This window comes from Pseudomonas sp. S3E17 (genome assembly GCF_024168685.1).
GTDB lineage: Bacteria > Pseudomonadota > Gammaproteobacteria > Pseudomonadales > Pseudomonadaceae > Aquipseudomonas > Aquipseudomonas marginalis.
The window spans coordinates 5201192-5220927 of record NZ_JALJWE010000001.1 but is presented as its reverse complement, the minus strand read 5'-3'; the positions used below and the strand labels follow the sequence as shown (position 1 = coordinate 5220927).

At 61.9% G+C, this 19736-nt stretch carries 16 protein-coding genes; 6 read left to right on the top strand and 10 right to left on the bottom strand.

Features of this window, described 5'->3' with window-relative positions:
- Nucleotides 1-291: 291 nt before the first annotated feature.
- The 7 genes from J3D60_RS23560 to pilM all read right to left on the bottom strand — a co-directional run bounded on the left by J3D60_RS23560 (nucleotide 292) and on the right by pilM (nucleotide 7163).
- Nucleotides 292-1836: an SPOR domain-containing protein gene (locus J3D60_RS23560; protein ID WP_115486467.1), complete on the bottom strand. Its 1545-nt coding sequence runs from the start codon at nucleotides 1834-1836 to the stop codon at nucleotides 292-294.
- Between the two features lie 10 nt (nucleotides 1837-1846).
- On the bottom strand, nucleotides 1847-2947 hold the full coding sequence (gene aroB / locus J3D60_RS23555) for a 3-dehydroquinate synthase (RefSeq protein ID WP_027605004.1): 1101 nt from the start codon (nucleotides 2945-2947) through the stop codon (nucleotides 1847-1849).
- A 125-nt stretch (nucleotides 2948-3072) separates the two neighbouring features.
- Nucleotides 3073-3591 (bottom strand): shikimate kinase AroK, encoded by a 519-nt coding sequence (gene aroK / locus J3D60_RS23550; protein WP_003171222.1) that lies wholly within the window; start codon nucleotides 3589-3591, stop codon nucleotides 3073-3075.
- Between the two features lie 4 nt (nucleotides 3592-3595).
- A complete protein-coding gene (locus tag J3D60_RS23545; protein WP_253494032.1) occupies nucleotides 3596-4921 on the bottom strand; it encodes a type IV pilus secretin PilQ in 1326 nt (441 codons plus the stop codon).
- A gap of 69 nt (nucleotides 4922-4990) precedes the next feature.
- Nucleotides 4991-5962 carry a pilus assembly protein PilP gene (locus J3D60_RS23540; RefSeq protein WP_253492990.1) on the bottom strand — a complete coding sequence of 324 codons (972 nt, stop codon included), beginning with the start codon at nucleotides 5960-5962 and terminating at the stop codon, nucleotides 4991-4993.
- Entirely contained in the window at nucleotides 5959-6510 is a 552-nt protein-coding gene (locus J3D60_RS23535; RefSeq protein WP_027605007.1) for a PilN domain-containing protein, read from the bottom strand. Before J3D60_RS23535 ends, J3D60_RS23540 begins: the two co-directional genes overlap by 4 nt.
- Nucleotides 6507-7163, bottom strand: a complete 657-nt coding sequence (gene pilM / locus J3D60_RS23530) for a type IV pilus biogenesis protein PilM (protein WP_253492988.1) — start codon at nucleotides 7161-7163, stop codon at nucleotides 6507-6509. The genes J3D60_RS23535 and pilM overlap by 4 nt, the downstream gene beginning before the upstream one ends.
- Before the next feature lie 218 nt (nucleotides 7164-7381).
- Here pilM and J3D60_RS23525 point away from each other — a divergent pair, with 218 nt between their 5' ends.
- Entirely contained in the window at nucleotides 7382-9844 is a 2463-nt protein-coding gene (locus tag J3D60_RS23525; RefSeq protein ID WP_065940787.1) for a penicillin-binding protein 1A, read from the top strand.
- A 117-nt stretch (nucleotides 9845-9961) separates the two neighbouring features.
- Here J3D60_RS23525 and J3D60_RS23520 read toward each other — a convergent pair whose 3' ends face one another.
- The 3 genes from J3D60_RS23520 to rpmE form a co-directional block, all read right to left on the bottom strand.
- Nucleotides 9962-11230 carry a malic enzyme-like NAD(P)-binding protein gene (locus tag J3D60_RS23520; RefSeq protein ID WP_027605010.1) on the bottom strand — a complete coding sequence of 423 codons (1269 nt, stop codon included), beginning with the start codon at nucleotides 11228-11230 and terminating at the stop codon, nucleotides 9962-9964.
- Nucleotides 11231-11411: 181 nt separating this feature from the next.
- Nucleotides 11412-12218, bottom strand: a complete 807-nt coding sequence (locus J3D60_RS23515) for a thermonuclease family protein (protein WP_065940786.1) — start codon at nucleotides 12216-12218, stop codon at nucleotides 11412-11414.
- Between the two features lie 14 nt (nucleotides 12219-12232).
- The gene (gene rpmE, locus J3D60_RS23510; protein ID WP_005784030.1) at nucleotides 12233-12466 is read right to left on the bottom strand and encodes a 50S ribosomal protein L31; all 234 of its coding nucleotides are present in this window, start codon (nucleotides 12464-12466) and stop codon (nucleotides 12233-12235) included.
- A 230-nt stretch (nucleotides 12467-12696) separates the two neighbouring features.
- Between rpmE and J3D60_RS23505 the strand changes: the two genes are divergently transcribed.
- From J3D60_RS23505 to hslU, 5 genes are all read left to right on the top strand, one after another.
- Nucleotides 12697-14916: a primosomal protein N' gene (locus J3D60_RS23505; protein ID WP_253492986.1), complete on the top strand. Its 2220-nt coding sequence runs from the start codon at nucleotides 12697-12699 to the stop codon at nucleotides 14914-14916.
- A 110-nt stretch (nucleotides 14917-15026) separates the two neighbouring features.
- Nucleotides 15027-16763, top strand: coding sequence for an arginine--tRNA ligase (argS, locus tag J3D60_RS23500; RefSeq protein WP_253492985.1), 1737 nt, complete (start codon nucleotides 15027-15029; stop codon nucleotides 16761-16763).
- A gap of 1 nt (nucleotide 16764) precedes the next feature.
- Nucleotides 16765-17466: an SPOR domain-containing protein gene (locus J3D60_RS23495; RefSeq protein ID WP_027605014.1), complete on the top strand. Its 702-nt coding sequence runs from the start codon at nucleotides 16765-16767 to the stop codon at nucleotides 17464-17466.
- 256 nt (nucleotides 17467-17722) lie between these two features.
- Nucleotides 17723-18253 carry an ATP-dependent protease subunit HslV gene (gene hslV, locus J3D60_RS23490; RefSeq protein ID WP_010563201.1) on the top strand — a complete coding sequence of 177 codons (531 nt, stop codon included), beginning with the start codon at nucleotides 17723-17725 and terminating at the stop codon, nucleotides 18251-18253.
- 37 nt (nucleotides 18254-18290) lie between these two features.
- Nucleotides 18291-19628: an ATP-dependent protease ATPase subunit HslU gene (gene hslU / locus J3D60_RS23485; protein ID WP_053140540.1), complete on the top strand. Its 1338-nt coding sequence runs from the start codon at nucleotides 18291-18293 to the stop codon at nucleotides 19626-19628.
- Nucleotides 19629-19736: the final 108 nt, after the last annotated feature.

Below are 19736 nucleotides of genomic sequence, written 5' to 3'. Positions count from 1 at the left end.
TTACCTTCCACGCCGAACGTACGCCGGCTTAGCGGGGGCAAAAGGGAGGTCATTGTACACACCGACACGAACGCTCACAAATTTAGCGACGAAATGTCGCAAATCTATGTCGCATTTATGAAAGGTTTAAAGCGATATGCTGTGCTAGTCAAAACTTTTTTAATTCTGACCGCTACGACTCAAAAGCTACTGTAACGCAGACACCACAAAGCGCGCGGCCTGGAGGGGCTGCACGCCTTGCGATCTTTTTTGAGGTGCCGGGAGGGCGGCCTGGGTAAGGCCGCCGGATCTTCAGCGAGTTGCTGCCAGTTCTTGTTGAACGCTGGCGACAGTGCGAGGCCAAGGTTTACCAGCCTGAACCTTCGCTGGCAAGGCTTTGATGGCGGAATCAGCTGCGGCACGGCTTGGGAAGCTGCCGTAGGTGATCACGTAGAGAGGCTTGCCGTTGAGCACTTTCTTGAAATAACGGTATTCGCCGCCCTGCTCTTTCACGAACGCCTGGGCGTTGGCTTCGGAGCTGGTGCCGAGGATCTGCACGACAAAGTTGCCGGTGGGCTGGCTGCTGTACCAGCTGCTGCCGGCCTTGGCGACGGTGGCTGCCGGCTTTTCGGCCGGTTTGGCGACTGGCGCCGGAGCCGGCTTCGCCACTGGCGCCGCAGGCTTGGCTGTGGCAACGGTCGGCGCCGGGGTCGGCTTGGCGGCTGGCGCCACAGGTGTCGCTGGCGTACCTGCGGGGACGCCGGCAGGTGGCGCAGTAGTGGTCACGGTCGGCGGTGTGGCGCTGGAGCCTTCCACCGGCACACCGTCGTCGCCTTCGGAGATACCACCGGCTTCTTCGGCGAGCGGGCCACGCATCACCGGCTGGCCCACCATCGGCAGGTTGGTCGGCTGACCGGAATTGGCGAACTCGACATTCGGCGTGGGCTTGCCCAGTGGCAACTGCGCCTGTTCGGTTGGCGCACCGGCGGTGGTCGGTGCCTTGCTGCGACCCGGAATCAACCAGGCGGCGGCAACCGCAACCACGACAACGGCGGAAATTGCCAATACGTGCTTCTTAGGCATAGTGAACCCCATCTTTGGACGCTTGACCGCAGAGCGGCTGGCAATCATGGCTTCGATCATGGCATCGCGGGCGACCTGGTTGATGGTGCCAGGCCAGCCGTCGGAGCTTTCGTGAATATCAGAGATCTGCGCAGCGGAGAAAAGTTCGATGCCCTGCCCTGCGCCTTCGAGGCGTTGAGCCAGGTATTCCCGAGTTTCGTCCTCTTCGTACGGCTGCAGTTCGATAACGTGGAACAGCTCCTGATCACCGCTGATCTGCTCCAGATCGGCGATCAACGACGATTCACCGAACAGGAACACATGGGGGCGACCTTCCGGCGTGCCCGCCGCCAGCGCCAGCAGCGCTTCCAGGGCGGATTCGTCGAGCTGCTCGGCGTCATCCACCAGCAGGTAGACTTCCTGGCCGGTCAGACCCAGTTGCACCACCTGCTTGAGGATCGCATTCGGCTCGGCAGTGGCGACATCCAGCGCCTGGGCTACCTGACGCAGCACGCCCGCCGCATCACCGGCGCCACGGGCAGACACCACCACGCTCTGTACGGACTGTTTGTTGGTACTGGCCACCAGGGCCTGGCGCAGCAAGGTCTTGCCGCTGCCCAACGGGCCCGTGACGACCAGCAGCAGCTGGCTGTAGCGCGCGAGATGGTGCAGTTGCCCCAGCACCGGCTTGCGCTGGGCCGGGAAAAATTTGAAACCAGGCACCCGTGGAGCAAAAGGGTCGTGGCTTAACTGGTAATGGCCGAGGAACGCCTCGTCGGCATGCAAACTAGTCATCGGGATCTTATTAACCTTTCAGCTGAGCCAGGGCGCGGTAATCCGCTCCCAGCGTGGCCTGTAAAATCTCTTTCGGATAATCGTCGGTCACTACCGCTTCGCCCATATGGCGCAACAGCACCAGTCGCAGGCGACCGTCGATCACTTTCTTGTCTATTGCCATATGTTCGAGGAAGTCCGCCTCGGTCATCTCTTCCGGCGGGATAACCGGCAAACCGGCACGCTGGAACAGGCGGATACCGCGATCCCGCTCCTGGGCGCTGATCCAGCCCAGACGTTGCGACATCTCCAATGCCATCACTGTGCCAGCCGCTACGGCCTCTCCATGCAACCACACACCATAGCCCATGTGCGTTTCGATCGCATGGCCGAAGGTGTGGCCCAGGTTCAAGGTGGCCCGCACACCGGACTCCCGCTCGTCGGCATTCACCACCAGCGCCTTGGCGGCGCAGGAGCGGGAAATCGCCTCGGTAAGCGCCACCTGGTCGAGTGCGCGCAGGGCGTCCACATGTTCTTCCAGCCAGGCCAAGAAGGGTTCGTCGCAGATCAACCCGTACTTGATGACCTCCGCCAGGCCCGCCGACAGCTCCCGCGGTGGCAAGGTGTTGAGGGTCGCGGTGTCGATCAGCACGGCCTGGGGCTGGTAGAACGCGCCGACCATGTTTTTGCCCAGGGGGTGGTTGATGCCGGTCTTGCCGCCCACCGACGAATCGACCTGGGACAACAGGGTGGTCGGCACCTGGATAAAGTCCACGCCGCGCTGGTAGCAGGCCGCTGCAAAGCCGGCCATGTCGCCGATCACACCGCCGCCCAGGGCAATCACGGTGGTTCGGCGGTCATGGCGTGCGGTCAGCAGGCCATCAAAGATCAGTTGCAGGGTTTCCCAGTTCTTGTGGGCTTCGCCATCGGGCAGAATCACGGAGATCACTGAGTACGCCGCCAGGCTGCGGCTCAGACGCTCAAGATACAGCGGCGCGACCGTCTCGTTGGAGATGATTGCCACTTGCCGCCCGGCGATGTGCGGGGCCAGCAATTCGGGCTGGTCCAGCAGACCTTCGCCAATATGGATCGGGTAGCTGCGCTCGCCTAGATCGACCTTAAGTGTCTGCATGTGTCCCCGCGTTGAAGATGTATTGACGACCGGTAACGTCGAGATCTGACGTTGCCTGATGGCTCTACGCCACACCCCGCAGGGTGATAGCGCGCCGCCGAGAATAGCGCATTTCGGGCCTGGCTTTAACGGGGTGGCAGCCGTTGCAGGCGCTCGAGAATGTCGAGAACCACCATCCGAGGCGGCCGCTCATCGGTTTCCACCACCAGATCGGCGATTTCCCGATACAGCGGATCGCGCAGCGCGAGCAGGTCGCGCAAGGTTTTTTCCGGGTTCGCCGTGCGCAGCAAAGGACGATTGCGATCACGGGCGGTACGCCCCACCTGCTGCTCGACCGACGCATGCAGATAGACCACCCGACCACCGGCATGCAACGCCCGCCGATTTTCATCGCGCATCACCGCGCCGCCGCCGGTGGCCAATACCACGCCATCGCAGCCGCACAGCTCGGCAATCATCGCCTGCTCGCGGTCGCGAAAGCCCAGCTCGCCTTCCTTATCGAAGATCCATGGGATATTGGCACCCGTGCGCAATTCAATTTCCTTGTCGGAATCTTTGAATGGCAGGCGCAGCTCTTTGGCCAGCAATCGGCCGATGGTGCTTTTTCCAGCCCCCATCGGTCCTACAAGAATCAAATTTCGCACAGAATCAACGACTCACAGCAATCGCCTGGTTATTCATAATACGCGGAGTCAGGAATACCAGCAGCTCGGATTTTTTCTCCGCCAGCACATCGCGCCGGAAAAGGCGGCCAAGATACGGCACATCGCCCAAAAATGGCACTTTATCTACCACTTTGCTTTGGGTATTGGAGAAAACCCCGCCGATGACGATAGTTTCGCCATCCTTGACCAGCACCTTGGCATTCACCTCGTTTTTCTTGATCGGCGGTACGTCGTTGAGTTTGTTGAGATAGTCGGGCTCATCCTTGGTGACCTTGACCACCATGATCACATGGTCATCGGGGGTGATCTGCGGCGTGACCTCCAACGACAGGGACGCCTCCTTGAACGACACCGAGGTAGCACCTTGAGAGGTGGATTCCTGATAGGGAATTTCGGTGCCCTTTAGAATGCGCGCGGTTTCCTTGTCGGAAGTGACCACCTTGGGCTGCGAGACGATTTCGCCATTGCCGGTTTTCTCCATGGCGGTCAATTCCAGGTCCAGCAGGAGGTTATCGGTGATGAAGGCAATGCCCAGGCCTGATGTACCCGTGAGTGAACCCAGGTCGACAAATGGCGAGCCGGGCACGTTTTCCGGCGCCTGGGCACCGTCCGGCAAAGGCTTCTGGATACCCCCGGCAGCCCAATTCCCGCGAGTGAGCCGCCCACCCCAGCGCGCGCCCAGGCTTTTGTCGTAGTCGACATTGGCCTCGACAATCCGCGCTTCGATCATCACCTGGCGCACCGGCACATCCAGTTGCGCCACGATCCGCCGCAACTCTTCCAGGCGCTCGCCGGTCTGGTAGGCAATGATATTATTGGTGCGGTCATCCACTGCCACTGAACCACGCTCATCGGTCGTGCCTTCAAAGCCGCTCACCGACTGAAACAGCTTGGCCAGGTCTGCCGCCTTGGCGTGGTTGACTTGCAGTAGCTCACGGCGCAGCGGCGCCAGGTCGGCCATCTGCTTGCGTGATTCAAGCGCCAGCAGTTCCCGTGCAGCCAACTCCTCGGCCGGCGCCACCAGCAAGACACCAGCCTTTATCCGCTTATCCAAGCCTTTGGTTTGCAGCACCAGGTCCAGCGCCTGATCCCAGGGCACGTCTTTGAGCCGCAGGGTGATAGAGCCCTGTACGTCATCGCCGACCACCAGATTGAGGCCCGCCACGTCGGCGATTTGCTGCAAGGCAGCGCGCAGCCCGATGTCCTGGAAGTTGAGGTTCAATTTGTCCCCGCCATAGGCGCCCGAAACCGCGCTGCCGGGAGGCGGTAGCTGGATCAGGTCCACACGATTGGGCACAGCAGCAGCCATCGGTGCCATGAACGCTATCCATAGCGCCACACCGAAGGACGAGAAAGTCCTTTTCATTGTTTGATTCCGTTATGAGTTGACGTTTAGCACGAGGGTTCGCGGGCGCTCCAGCCATGCCCCCTGTTCATCGGGAAATAACTCGATCAGTTCGATATGGCCGTCATGAATCGCTGTGACTCGACCATGATCCGGCCCCAGATAGTCGCCGACTGCCAGGCGATGCACGGTTGAGGCCTGGCGCAGCAAGGCGAAGGTCTGCGCCCCACGGGACAACGTGCCGACCATCTCGAACTGATCCACTGGGTGGCCTTCCAAGGCTTCACGCGGGCGAGCGAGGTCCGGGGCAGCGACAGTCCGCCCTGGCGCGCGGTCGACTTGCAGGGCAATGGGCTGGAACGGGTCACGAATACCAGAAGCGCCGTATACAAAGGGTTGCCCTTCTATGACAGCCGCGTCCCGCTTGATGCCTTGTCGCTCATGCCAGTACGTCTTGGCCAGCAGATCAAGGTGCAGCAGCTTGCCATCCCGACGCATGGCAATATCGTGCGCCGTGGTGATTCGCGAAAGGCCGCCCAGGGCACTCACAAACGTCGCCAGGTCGTGATAGGTACCGGTGGCGCCGATGCGAACGGGCTGTTCGTGATAGAACGGCCGAGACAGCTTATCCAGCGGAGTGACGCTCTCAATCACCAAACCGTTGGCCAGCGCCATCCTGGCGATGTCCTCAAGAAAGCCGGGCATTTCGGACTCTTCGGGCATTTGCTGCAAAAGCCCGCTGACCTTCTCCTGCATAAGCTGGACCTGGCGAGCCCGCTCTTCAAGATCGGCAGCCAGGACGGCCTTTTCCGCGAGTTGCTGCTGCAAGCCCACTTCCTGCACCTCGACCTCGCGCAAGCGCTCCCGCGACGGGCTGAGGTACACAAGGTCGCCCAACAGCATCACCACGCCGGCCAGCGCACAGCCCAGCAAGATCCTGCCAGGTAAGGGCCATTTGGCAGCATTGTGAGTCAGCGCGGAAAATTCGAGCCAGGACCGGCTCATGGCTGGGCCTCGGAAGATTCTCCCTGGCGCACCATCAACTGGAATTCATTGTTGCCGCGAGCGCCTTCGGTTCGTACATGCTGCAGGCGAGTGGCGTGGGCGCCTTCGGATGCCTCCAGGCGACGCATCAGTTGGGCAATATCCTGGCTGGACTCAGCACTGCCGCTGATACTCACCGTATCGCCTTTCGCCACGACCTCATGCAAATGCACACCGTCGGGCACCGCACGGGCTAACTGATCCAGCAGCTGTGCACCGGCGGAGCGATTATCGTGCAGGTCCTGCACGACTTTCATGCGCTCCGCCAGTTGCTGGCTTTGCACCTGGAGGTCATCAATGGTCTGGATACGCGAGTCCAGGACGCCGACGTCCTTGCGCACATGATCGTTTCGCGTCACCTGCCGGTCGATCGCCTGGTCGATCACCTGGTCCGCCAGCCACACCGTCGCGAGCGCCACACAGGCAAACGCCACCAGCAGTATCAGGAAATATTTACGCCTGCGCTCCGCCAGCGCCTGGCGCCAAGGCAAAAGATTGATTCGTGTCATCCAGCGAAACTCCTCAGGGCCAACCCGCAAGCGACTCCCATCCCAGGGGCATCCACGATCCACTGGGCACCATCGACTCGATGGCCCGGTGTAAAGCTGGCGAAATCCTGACGGCAAGCGCGCGCCAATGCAAACCCTTCGACATCCACCACCCTGGGCACCAGCCCCGCCAGGCCCAACACGGCTTCACGGACCTCCACGTGCTCCTTGAGACACGCGGCCAGCAACACCTCGACCCGCGCGGGATCGTGCGTCGACGGCCCCTGGACCTGAAAGTCCAGCGCCACCTCGTCCAGCGGGTAGGGAATGTATTGCTCTGCCTCCACCTGGATCCTCAGGGCCATTTCGTCGTCGCCAAGCCCAGCCTGCATTTCAATGACCCGTGTAATGACCGAAGGACCGGAAACGGCGACCGCCGCCTGCCGGGCCGACGTGCGCAGCCGGGACAGCGCCATGTACAGCGCATGGCCTATGCCTTCCAGGTCCAGCCAGACGCCGTCGACCACCGCCTGGGCCGGCAGCGCCTGTATGGCGTAGCCCTGCACGGTGTAACGGTTGGCCGAACAGCTCAGTTCTACCAGCTTGATCCCTGCTTCATTGATGTCGACGCCAAGGACGGTGTCGACTTTGCGCCTGAAAAATCCCTTTCCCATAAAACTCCCCAAAGCTTTCCCTGTCTTAACGCCTGATTGCCGCCGGAAGCCCTGCATTCGGTCGACTTGTTGAGCCGGCGCGAATGACGCCCCAAGGCGAAAAATGCTTTAATGCCCAGCGTTTTTCCCCGCTTTTTATCTGCAGCTCGGGTCGATCCATCGTTTGCCATGCATGCCCCGACGCGTAACCCATTCTTTTCTCTGGAAATCCAAAAGCCTTGATCCGTCTGCTGAAGTTTTTCGGGTACTCCATTGTCGCGATCGTCTGCGGGCTGCTGCTCGTACTCAGCGGGGCCTACCTCTACCTTAGTCCGGGTTTACCCTCCGTAGAGGCCCTCAGAAGTATCCAGTTGCAGATTCCTTTGCGGGTCTACAGCAGCGATGAAAAGCTGATCGCGGAGTTCGGCGAAATGCGCCGCACACCGATTCGTTTTGCCGACATTCCACCTAATTTCATCAGCGCATTGCTGTCGGCCGAAGACGATAATTTTGCCAACCACTATGGCGTCGACCCCAGCAGCCTGGTGCGTGCGGCCACGCAACTGGTAAAAAGCGGACACATTCAATCCGGCGGCAGCACCATCACCATGCAGGTGGCGAAGAACTTCTTCCTCACCAGCGAGCGCAGTTTTTCCCGCAAAGCCACTGAAATCCTGCTGGCATTGCAGATCGAACGTCAGCTGACCAAGGACGAGATCCTGGAGCTGTACGTCAACAAAATCTACCTGGGCAACCGTGCCTACGGGATCGAGGCTGCCTCGCAGGTCTACTACGGCAAGTCGATTCGTGACGCCAGCCTGGCGCAGATGGCGATGATTGCCGGCCTGCCCAAGGCCCCTTCGCGCTTCAATCCCCTGGCCAACCCGGCGCGCAGCAAAGAGCGCCGCGACTGGATCCTGGGGCGCATGTACAAGCTGGGCAAGATCGACCAGGCCGCCTATGAAAGTGCGGTTGCCGAGCCGTTGAACGCCAGCTACCACGTGCCGACGCCGGAAGTGAATGCCCCGTATATCGCTGAAATGGCGCGTGCGGAGATGGTCGGTCGTTACGGCAGCGAGGCCTACACCGAAGGCTTCCGCGTGACCACGACGGTTCCGAGCGACTTGCAGGAAATCGCCAATGACTCCGTGCATTCCGGCCTGATCACCTACGACCAGCGCCACGGCTACCGAGGCCCTGAGTCGCGCCTGCCAGGCAAGACCCTGAGCGCCTGGACGGCCGAGCTGGGCAAACAGCGTGCGATCAGCGGCCTGGAACCGGCCATCGTCACCCAGGTGAAGAAAGATGGCGTGCAGGTGCTGACCCGCACCGGCGAAGCCCACGTGGCCTGGGACAGCATGAAATGGGCGCGCCCGTTCCTGAACACCAACAGCATGGGCCCGATGCCGAAGCAACCGTCGGATGTCGCGCAAGTGGGTGACCTGATCCGCGTGCAACGCCAGAAGGACGACAGCCTGAAATTCAGCCAGGTGCCGCTGGCCCAGGGCGCACTGGTATCGCTGGACCCGCAGAACGGTGCAATCCGCGCCCTGGTGGGTGGCTTCGCGTTCGAGCAGAGCAACTACAACCGGGCCACCCAGGCCAAGCGCCAGCCAGGCTCGAGCTTCAAGCCGTTCATCTACAGCGCCGCCCTGGATAACGGCTACACCGCCGCCAGCCTGGTCAACGATGCACCCATCGTGTTCGTCGACGAGTACCTGGACAAAGTCTGGCGCCCGAAGAACGACACCAACACCTTCCTCGGCCCTATCCGCATCCGTGAGGCGCTGTACAAGTCACGCAACCTGGTGTCGATCCGCCTGCTGCAGGCGATGGGTGTCGGCAAGACCATCGACTACATCACGCGCTTTGGCTTCAACAAGTCGGACCTGCCGCCGAACCTGTCCCTGGCCTTGGGTACCGCGACCCTCACGCCGATGGAAATCGCCACTGGCTGGAGCACCTTTGCCAACGGCGGCTACAAGATCGCGCCGTACCTGATCGACAAGATCGAAAGCCGCAACGGCGACACCCTGTTCACCGCCAACCCGCCACGCGTGCCGGGTGATGTGGTCAACGGCATCGCCGCAACGGATGGCCTGGCGGCGCCAGGCAATGGCGGTATCACCATCGAGCCGACCCCTGGAACCGCGCCAACTACCACCCCCGCTGCAACCGAACCACAGGCACCCGCCGTGGCCGAGCGCATTGTGGATGGCCGTACCACCTATATCCTCAACAGCATCCTGGAAGACGTAATCAAGAAAGGCACCGGCCGTCGCGCCCTGGCCTTGGGGCGCGCGGACATCGCGGGCAAGACCGGTACCACCAACGAATCCAAGGATGCCTGGTTCTCGGGCTATAACGCCGACTACGTGACCACCGTGTGGACCGGCTATGACCAGCCGGAAAGCCTTGGCCGCCGCGAGTTCGGCGGCACCGTCGCGCTGCCGATCTGGATGAGCTACATGGGCGCGGCCTTGAAGGACAAGCCGCTGCACACCCAACCGGAGCCGGAAGGCATCCTCAGCCTGCGGATCGACCCGGTCAGTGGCCGCGCGGCCTCGCCGAGCACGCCGAATGCGTACTTCGAACTGTTCAAGAGCGAAGACACGCCGCCATCGGTCAATGAGCTGGGCAACGGTGTCGTACCGGGCAGCCCGCTGCCGGCGGATGAGGCGGCGCCGATCGATCTGTTCTAACCTGGACCTTAAGCCCCCTCCCACATTTGATCTCCACAGGACACAAGTTAATCGCCACCCCAGCAAAAAGCCCCGACTCGCGAGAGCCGGGGCTTTTGGTTGGTGCGCTACAACGGCTTAGCCGTTGAACACATCATCCACGCTTTGCAGCGGGTAGTTTTTCGGATACGGCAGGGTGGCCACACCGGTCTCGATCGCGGCCTTGGCCACGGCATCGGAGATCAGGGTGATCAGGCGCTTATCCATTGGTTTCGGGATGATGTACTCACGACCGAATTCCAGCTTGGCGCCACCGTAGGCATCGCACACGTCCTGAGGCACAGGCAGCTTGGCCAGTTCACGCAGGGCGTTGGCGGCAGCCACTTTCATCTCTTCGTTGATGCGCTTGGCGCGAACGTCCAGGGCACCACGGAAGATGAACGGGAAGCCCAGTACGTTGTTGACCTGGTTCGGGTAATCCGAACGACCGGTGGCCATGATCACGTCGTCGCGGGTGGCGTGGGCCAGTTCCGGGGCGATTTCCGGATCAGGGTTGGAGCAGGCGAACACGATCGGGTTGGCCGCCATGGACTTCAGGCCTTCAGCGCTCAGCAGGTTCGGGCCGGACAGGCCGACGAACACGTCGGCACCGTTCAGGGCGTCAGCCAGGGTACGCTTGGAGGACGGGTGGGCAAACATCGCCTTGTACTGGTTCAGGTCGGTACGCTCGGACTGGATTACGCCCTTGCTGTCGACCATATAGATGTTTTCCAGCTTGGCGCCCATGCTCACGATCAGCTTCATGCAGGAGATGGCCGCAGCGCCGGCGCCCAGGCACACGATCTTGGCGTCAGCCAGGGTCTTGCCGGCGATTTCCAGGGCGTTGATCATGCCGGCCGCGGTGACGATCGCGGTGCCGTGCTGGTCATCGTGGAATACCGGAATGTCGCACTGCTCGATCAGGGCCTTTTCGATCTCGAAGCACTCAGGTGCCTTGATGTCTTCCAGGTTGATGCCACCGAAGGTGATGGAAATGCGCTTGACCGTGTCGATGAAAGCCTGCGGGCTCTCGGAGTCGACTTCGATATCGAAAACGTCGATGCCGGCGAAGCGCTTGAACAGCACGCCCTTACCTTCCATGACTGGCTTGGAGGCCAGTGGGCCGAGGTTACCCAGGCCGAGAATCGCGGTGCCATCGGAAATCACTGCAACCAGGTTGCCTTTGCCGGTGTACTTGTACGCCAGTTCGGGGTCGCGGGCGATTTCACGTACGGGCTCGGCCACGCCAGGGCTGTAGGCCAGCGACAGGTCGCGGGCGGTGGCGGTGGCTTTGGTGAGCTCTACACTCAGCTTTCCTGGACGAGGATGGGCATGATATTCGAGAGCGGCAGTTTTCAAATCAGACATATCGGCATTCCGCTTTTACTGTTGGTCGACGGACCGCCGAGGATACTCGTGTCGTAAAGTCCCTACAAGACTGGGCAGTCACAGGTGTCAAGGGCCCTGCACTAAGACTTTCGGCCAAGAGCCACAGGATACAAGGGCTCAACTGTTCACAATTGACTTAAAAAATGTCTACAATTTTTTCTCAAGGCGTCGATTTAAGCATGCCCGGATCGGTCAACGGCAGAAGCCAGCGCGCCTGACCTTTTTTCAGGCCGCCGCGTCGCGAGCGATCCTGTACCCAGCCCCGCGCCTCAACAGTGCGGCCTTGCAGACCATTGAGCCCGGCAGCATCGAATTGACTGACCAGAGCAGGCGAGACGCGTAATACCAGTGATCCCTGCATTTCAATCCAGATACCGCCACGATTGCGCTTTACCTGGCTGACCCGGCCACTGACCACGGCAAACCCGGAGCGCTTGAGCTGCGCCACAGACTGTACCGGCGATTGGCGCCACAGGCCCAGGCGCGCTTTACGGGCGCTGTTTTCAGCCGCCTGCTGACAGGCGACGAGATCGACATTCGGCGCCACGCCAACCTGGAACCCCAGGCCCTCGGCCAACAGCTGCGCCTCCAGGTTCTCGCCGTCGGCGCCATAGAGGTGGGCCAGGGTGCGGCCATAATGATCCTTGCGCTCACGCCCCGGCACCAGGCCGACACGACCACCGCTGGCATCCACCAACCCCTGCAAGCGTTGGCGCGCGGCGACCGCGAAAGGCTCGTCGGCGCGCCCCTTCTTGCCGGTTTCCGGGGCATTGATACCGATCATCCGCACACTGCGGCCATCCTTGAGGCGCACCGTGTCGCCATCCACCACCCGCTGCACTTCCACGCGGGCCAGGGCCGCCGGCGCTGGGCAAAATACCTCGGCCTGCACGGCCGTCACCCAAATCGCAGGCACAAAAAAGGCGCCCGCAAGGGACGCCTTTTTCAACAGCTGGCAAAAGCCCATAAGGCTTTTGAGCCTTACTCTGCTGGAGTAGCAGCAGGCTTCTTGCCGAAAGCACCAAAGCGATCTGCGAAGCGCTGTACACGGCCGCCGGTGTCCAGAGTTTTCTGCTTACCGGTGTAGAACGGGTGGCACTCGTTGCATACGTCAGTACCCAGTGGCTTGCACAGGTTCGAGCGAGTTTCGAACTTGTTGCCGCAGCTGCAGGTTACTTCGATGGTTTCGTACGCTGGATGGATATCGGCTTTCATGGTGACTTCCTCGGGCTAGCGTGCCGCCACTCGACACTATTGTCGAATACCGCACGTAATTAGGCCGCGGATTCTACCAGACCTTTTTAAACGCGCAAGCGGCGACACCCATCGCGTGTCAACATAAAAGCACCTTTCATCAGAAAACTGGCAGCTACCCCAAGCCTCCCCCGGTCTGCTAGGCTCCCGCCCCTGCGCCACCGCCTGCCTTTATAGATGAGACCTCTCGCGTGCCCGACGCCATTTTGCGCCTAGCCCTGCCCTCGCCCCTGCGCCGCCTGTTCGACTACCGGGCCCCGGCCGGTGTGCTGCGCGCGCAGTTGCAGCCGGGCATGCGCGTGCGCGTGCCGTTTGGCCGTCGGGAGATGATCGGCATCCTGGTGGAAGTCGCCGGCCACAGTGAAGTGCCGGCCGAGAAGCTCAAGCCGGCCATCGCCCTGCTCGATGCCACCCCGCCGTTGCCGCCCGCGTTGTTCAAGCTGTGCCTGTGGACCGCCCAGTATTACCAGCACAGCCTCGGTGACACGCTGAGCTGGGCACTGCCGGTGCTGTTGCGCCAGGGCGAACTGGCCGAAACACGCCAGGAACGTTTCTGGTCTACGGTGCCCGGCGCACGCCTCGACGACCCGCGCATCGCCCGCGCCCCGCGCCAGCGTGAAGCCCTGGCAACCCTGGCCCAGCACCCCCATGGCGTCGCCCATCAGCTATTGAGCAAGCTGATGCTGAGCAAGGACAGCCTCGAGCTGTTGTTGGCCAAGGGTCTGGTGCAGGTGGAAATCCGCAGGCATGCCCCCGACCCGCGCCACGAACACTGGCTGGCCCAGCCCGAACTGCCGCTGAACCCTGAACAACGCGCCGCCTATGAAGCGATTCGCGCAGGTTTCGACAGCTTCCATGCGTTCCTGCTGGCGGGCGTCACCGGCAGTGGCAAGACCGAAGTCTATTTGCAGTTGATCCGCGAAACCCTGCAGGCCGGCAAACAGGCACTGGTGCTGATCCCCGAGATCAACCTGGGCCCGCAAACCCTGGCGCGCTTCGAACAGCGTTTCAACGCGCGCATCGCCCTGGTGCACTCGGCGGTCAATGACCGTGAACGCCTGGAGTCGTGGCTGGCGGCGCGGGATGGCGAAGCCGACATTATTATCGGCACCCGCTCGGCGCTGTTCACGCCGATGAAAAATCCCGGGCTGATCATCATCGACGAGGAGCACGACGGCTCCTATAAACAGCAGGAAGGCCTGCGCTACCACGCCCGCGACCTGGCGCTGGTGCGCGCGCGCCAGGAAGACATCCCGATTGTGCTGGGCTCGGCCACACCCTCCCTGGAAAGCCTGCACAATGCCTACACCGGTCGTTACGGGCTGCTGCGCCTGAACGAGCGCGCCGGCGGCGCCAAGCAACCCCGCTTCCTGCGCCTGGACGTAAAAAGCCGGCCGCTGGACAGCGGCATTTCCGGGCCGATGCAACAAGCCATCGGCCAGACCCTGGCAGCCGGCCAGCAGGTCTTGGTGTTTCTCAACCGCCGGGGCTTTGCGCCGACGCTGCTGTGCCATGACTGCGGCTGGATGTCCGAGTGCGAGCGTTGCGATGCGCGCATGACCGTGCACCAGCGCCATGGCGAACTGCGTTGCCACCATTGCGGCCATGTGGAGCGTGTACCGCGCCATTGCCCACAGTGCGGCAAGGTCGACCTGCGTCCGGTGGGTGCAGGCACCGAGCGCGCCGAGGAGCGCCTGGGCATTCTGTTCCCGGACTACCCGGTTTTGCGGGTCGACCGCGACAGCACCTCGCGCAAGGACGCGATGAACCAGCTGTTCGCCACCATCCAGAAGGGCCAGCCGTGCATCCTCGTGGGCACACAGATGCTCGCCAAAGGGCATCACTTCCCCCGGGTGACCCTGGTGTCGATCCTGGATGCCGACGGCGGCCTGTTTTCCGGCGACTTCCGCGCCAGCGAGCGCATGGCGCAGCTGATCGTGCAGGTCGCCGGGCGTGCCGGGCGCGCCGAGGAGCCGGGCAAGGTGATTATCCAGACCCACCTGGCCGACCATCCGTTGCTGATTCAACTGACCGAACAAGGCTACTTTGCCTTCGCCGAACAGGCGCTGAGCGAACGCCGCTCCGCCGGCCTGCCGCCCTTTGCGCACCTCGCGCTGTTGCGCGCCGAAGCCCATAAACCGGGGCAGGCGGAGGGTTTTCTGGATGAAGCCTGCAGCGCCGCCGAACGCTTGCTCGGCGAGCTGGGGCTGAGCGGCATCGAACTGCTCGGCCCGGTACCCGCGCCCATGGAGCGTCGTGCCGGGCGTTATCGTGCCCAGCTACTCTTGCAGGCCACGTCCCGCGCACCGCTGCATCGGCTATTAAGTAGCTGGTTACTTGCGCTGGAGCAAATGCCCAGTGGCCGCCAGGTGCGATGGTCGTTGGATGTAGACCCGGTAGATTTGTATTAAGCCTGGCCATAGGTCCCGCGAAGGTTGGCAAGCCTGCCCTCGCCACGGATAATGCCCAGTTTTTCCACCTGCGCATCGCGCGCCGCCGCTTGCGGTCGAAAGAGAACACCATGAAAGACACCATTCGCCAGCTGATCCAACAAGCCCTCACCCAACTCGTCAACGAAGGTGTGTTGCCTGAAGGCCTGACGCCGGCGATCCAGGTGGAAAACACTCGCGACAAGACCCACGGCGACTTCGCCAGCAACATCGCGATGATGCTGTCCAAGCCGGCCGGCATGAAGCCGCGCGACCTGGCGGAAAAAATCATCGCCGCGCTGCCTGCCGACGAGAGCGTTACCAAGGCCGAAATCGCCGGCCCGGGCTTTATCAACTTCTTCCAGAACACCCAGGCCCTGGCTTCACGCCTGGATGCGGCACTGGCCGACGCCAGGATCGGCGTGCGCAAGGCCGGCCCGGCTCAGCGCGTGGCCATCGACCTGTCGGCGCCCAACCTGGCCAAGGAGATGCATGTCGGTCACCTGCGCTCGACCATCATCGGCGACGGCGTGGCCCGGGTCCTGGAGTTTCTCGGCGACACCGTGATCCGCCAGAACCACGTAGGCGACTGGGGCACTCAGTTCGGCATGCTGATGGCCTATCTGCAGGAAAACCCGATCACCAGCAACGAGCTGTCGGACCTGGAGAACTTCTACCGCGCCGCCAAGAAGCGTTTCGACGAATCCGAAGAATTCGCCGACCGCGCCCGCGGGCTAGTGGTCAAGCTGCAAGCCGGGGACAAGGAATGCCTGGAACTGTGGGGCCGCTTCCGCGAGATCTCGCTGTCCCACTGCCAGGAAATCTACGAGCTGCTCAACGTCAAGCTGACCATGGCCGATGTAATGGGCGAAAGCGCCTACAACGACGACCTGATCAACGTGGTCAACGACCTCAAGGCCAAGGGCCTGCTGGTCGAGAGCAACGGCGCGCAGTGCGTGTTCCTCGAAGAATTCAAGACCGCCGACGGCGAGCCGCTGCCGGTGATCATCGTCAAGGCCGATGGCGGCTACCTCTACGCCACCACCGACCTCGCGGCCGTGCGCTACCGCAGCGGCGTGCTCAAGGCCGACCGTGCGCTGTATTTCGTCGACCAGCGCCAAGCCCTGCACTTCCAGCAGGTGTTCGAAGTGGCACGTCGCGCCGGTTTCGTCACCCATCCGATGCACATGGAACACATGGGCTTCGGCACCATGAACGGCGCCGATGGCCGCCCGTTCAAGACCCGCGACGGCGGCACCGTCAAGCTGATCGACCTGCTCAACGAAGCCCGGGACCGCGCCTACAACCTGGTGAAGGAAAAGAACCCGGAGCTGGCCGAGGCCGACCTGCGCAATATTGCCCGCGTGGTGGGAATTGGCGCGGTGAAATACGCCGACCTGTCCAAGCACCGCACCAGCGACTACAGCTTCAACTTCGAACTGATGCTCAACTTCGAGGGCAACACCGCGCCGTACCTGCTGTACGCCTACACCCGCGTGGCCGGTGTGTTCCGCAAGTTGGGCAAGGACTTCAGCCAAGTCGAAGGCCACATAGTGCTGGACGCGCCCCATGAACAGGAGCTGGCCGCCAAGCTCGCGCAGTTCGGCGAAGTGCTGAACAGCGTCGGCGAGAAAGGCACGCCGCATATCCTGTGCACCTACCTGTACGAAGTCGCCGGGTTGTTCTCCAGCTTCTACGAGAACTGCCCGATCCTCACCGCCGACGACGAAGCCCAGAAGCAAAGTCGCCTGCGCCTCGCCGCACTGGCTGGACGGACCCTCAAGCAAGGCCTGGAACTGTTGGGCCTGGAAACTCTGGAGCGTATGTAAGTTGGCTGCCAAGAAAAAACCTGCACCCAAGCGCGGCGCCAGCCGCTACCAGGCCCCAGCGAAGAAGCCGATCCCAGGCTGGTTGTGGATGGCCATCGGCCTCACGGTCGGCGCGTTTATCGTGTTCCTGATGAAGCTGGATCCAGGCCAGGGCGATGACGTCAAACGGGTCAAGCAGGAACAGCAGAAGGCCACGAAAATGGCTGAAGCCAACAAGACTGCACCGAGCCCGACAGCACCGGTAAAGCCGAAGTACGACTTCTATACGCTGCTGCCGGAATCGGAAGTGATCGTGCCGCCTGACGCCGTGCCGGAGAAAACCCTGCCGACGCCGCAAGTGCCGACCACGCCCGTCACCCCTGCGGAAGCGGCGAAAATCGACACGGCGCGGGCTCAGGCGGCGTTGGCAGGGATTACTCCGCCGCCAGCACCACCGGTTGCCGAAACCAAGGCCGCGCCGGTGACCAAGTTCTTCCTGCAGGCAGGCTCGTTCCCGAAGCAGGCCGATGCGGATCGCGTGCGTGCGCAGATCATTCTGTTGGGCCAGACGGTGACGGTGGAGTCCGGCACGGTGAAGGACGCGACCTGGTATCGCGTGCTGGTGGGGCCGTTCAGCAACCGCGAACAGCTGACCGTGGCGCAGAAGCAATTGGCCGGTGCCGGGTTTAGCAACCTGTTGTTACAACAGCGCCAGAGCCGATGATTCTGGCTCAACTTCGATAAAAATGTGGGAGGGGGCTTGCCCCCGATAGCGGTAGATCAGTCAATATTTTCGGCGACTGATACACCGCTAACGGGGCAAGCCCCCTCCCCCATTTGGTATTGCAGCGCTCTGAAATGGGTGTCAGACCGATAAACACCACTCGTCCGCCATAAACCCCCATGGTTGAAATCCCCCCCGCCACCCCCATATGAGTTTCCATCAGGGCATTTTCGCCCCGCTGCGTGGAGACTCTCCCTTGACCACCATCGTTTCAGTACGTCGCCACGGCAAAGTCGTCATGGGCGGCGACGGCCAGGTTTCCCTGGGCAATACCGTGATGAAAGGCAATGCGAAAAAAGTGCGTCGCCTGTATCACGGCCAGGTCCTCGCCGGTTTTGCCGGCGCCACCGCCGACGCCTTCACCCTCTTCGAGCGTTTCGAAGGCCAGCTGGAAAAACACCAGGGCCACCTCGTACGTGCCGCTGTCGAACTCGCCAAAGAATGGCGCACCGACCGTTCCCTCAGCCGCCTGGAAGCCATGCTGGCCGTCGCCAACAAAGATGCCTCCCTGATCATCACCGGTAACGGCGATGTGGTTGAACCTGAACATGGCCTGATCGCCATGGGCTCCGGCGGCGGTTATGCACAAGCCGCAGCCAGCGCACTGTTGAAGAAAACCGACCTGTCGGCCCGCGAAATCGTCGAGACCGCCCTGGGCATCGCCGGCGATATCTGCGTGTTCACCAACCACAACTTCACCATTGAGGAGCAGGACCTCGCCGAGTAAGCCGTAGGCTTATTCCCGCTTGAGGCCGCCAAACACTATGTCCATGACTCCCCGCGAAATCGTCCATGAACTCAATCGCCATATCATCGGCCAGGACGATGCCAAGCGCGCGGTTGCCATCGCGCTGCGTAACCGCTGGCGCCGGATGCAACTGCCCGAAGAATTACGCGTTGAAGTAACACCAAAGAACATCCTGATGATCGGCCCGACCGGCGTCGGTAAAACCGAGATCGCGCGACGCCTGGCCAAACTGGCCAACGCACCGTTCATCAAGGTCGAAGCCACCAAGTTCACCGAAGTCGGCTATGTGGGCCGCGATGTCGAGTCGATCATCCGTGACCTGGCCGACGCTGCCCTTAAGCTGCTGCGCGAACAGGAAATGACCAAGGTCAGCCACCGTGCCGAAGATGCTGCCGAAGAACGCATCCTCGACGCCCTGCTGCCACCGGCGCGCATGGGCTTCAACGAAGACGCTGCACCGGCCTCGGATTCCAACACCCGCCAGCTGTTCCGCAAGCGCCTGCGTGAAGGCCAGCTGGACGACAAGGAAATCGAGATCGAAGTCGCTGAAGTCTCTGGCGTCGACATCTCGGCACCGCCTGGCATGGAAGAAATGACCAGCCAGTTGCAGAACCTGTTCGCCAACATGGGCAAGGGCAAGAAGAAAAGCCGCAAGCTCAAGGTGAAGGAAGCGCTGAAGCTGGTGCGCGACGAAGAAGCCGGGCGCCTGGTAAACGAGGAAGAACTCAAGGCCAAGGCCCTGGAGGCGGTTGAGCAGCATGGCATCGTGTTTATCGACGAGATCGACAAGGTGGCCAAGCGCGGCAACTCCGGCGGCGTCGATGTATCGCGCGAAGGTGTGCAGCGCGACCTGCTGCCGCTGATCGAAGGCTGCACCGTCAATACCAAGCTGGGCATGGTCAAGACCGACCACATCCTGTTTATCGCTTCGGGTGCGTTCCACCTGAGCAAGCCAAGCGACCTGGTGCCCGAGCTGCAAGGCCGCCTGCCGATTCGCGTAGAGCTCAAGGCGCTGACCCCCGGCGACTTCGAGCGCATCCTCAGCGAACCCCATGCGTCGCTCACCGAGCAGTACCGTGAGCTGCTGAAAACCGAAGGGCTGGGCATCGAGTTCCTGCCGGACGGTATCAAGCGCCTGGCGGAGATTGCCTGGCAGGTCAACGAGAAGACCGAGAACATCGGCGCGCGTCGCCTGCACACCCTGCTTGAGCGCCTGCTTGAGGAAGTGTCCTTCAGCGCCGGCGACATGGCCGGCGCGCAGAATGGCGTAGCGATCAAGATCGACGCCGACTACGTCAACAGCCACCTGGGCGAATTGGCGCAGAACGAAGACTTGTCGCGGTATATTCTGTAAGCCTCACACAGAACTGCTTTGCTTCAAATGTGGGAGGGGGCTTGCCCCCGATAGCGGTGGATCAGTCAGCTTATCTATAGCTGCCCCACTGCAATCGGGGGCAAGCCC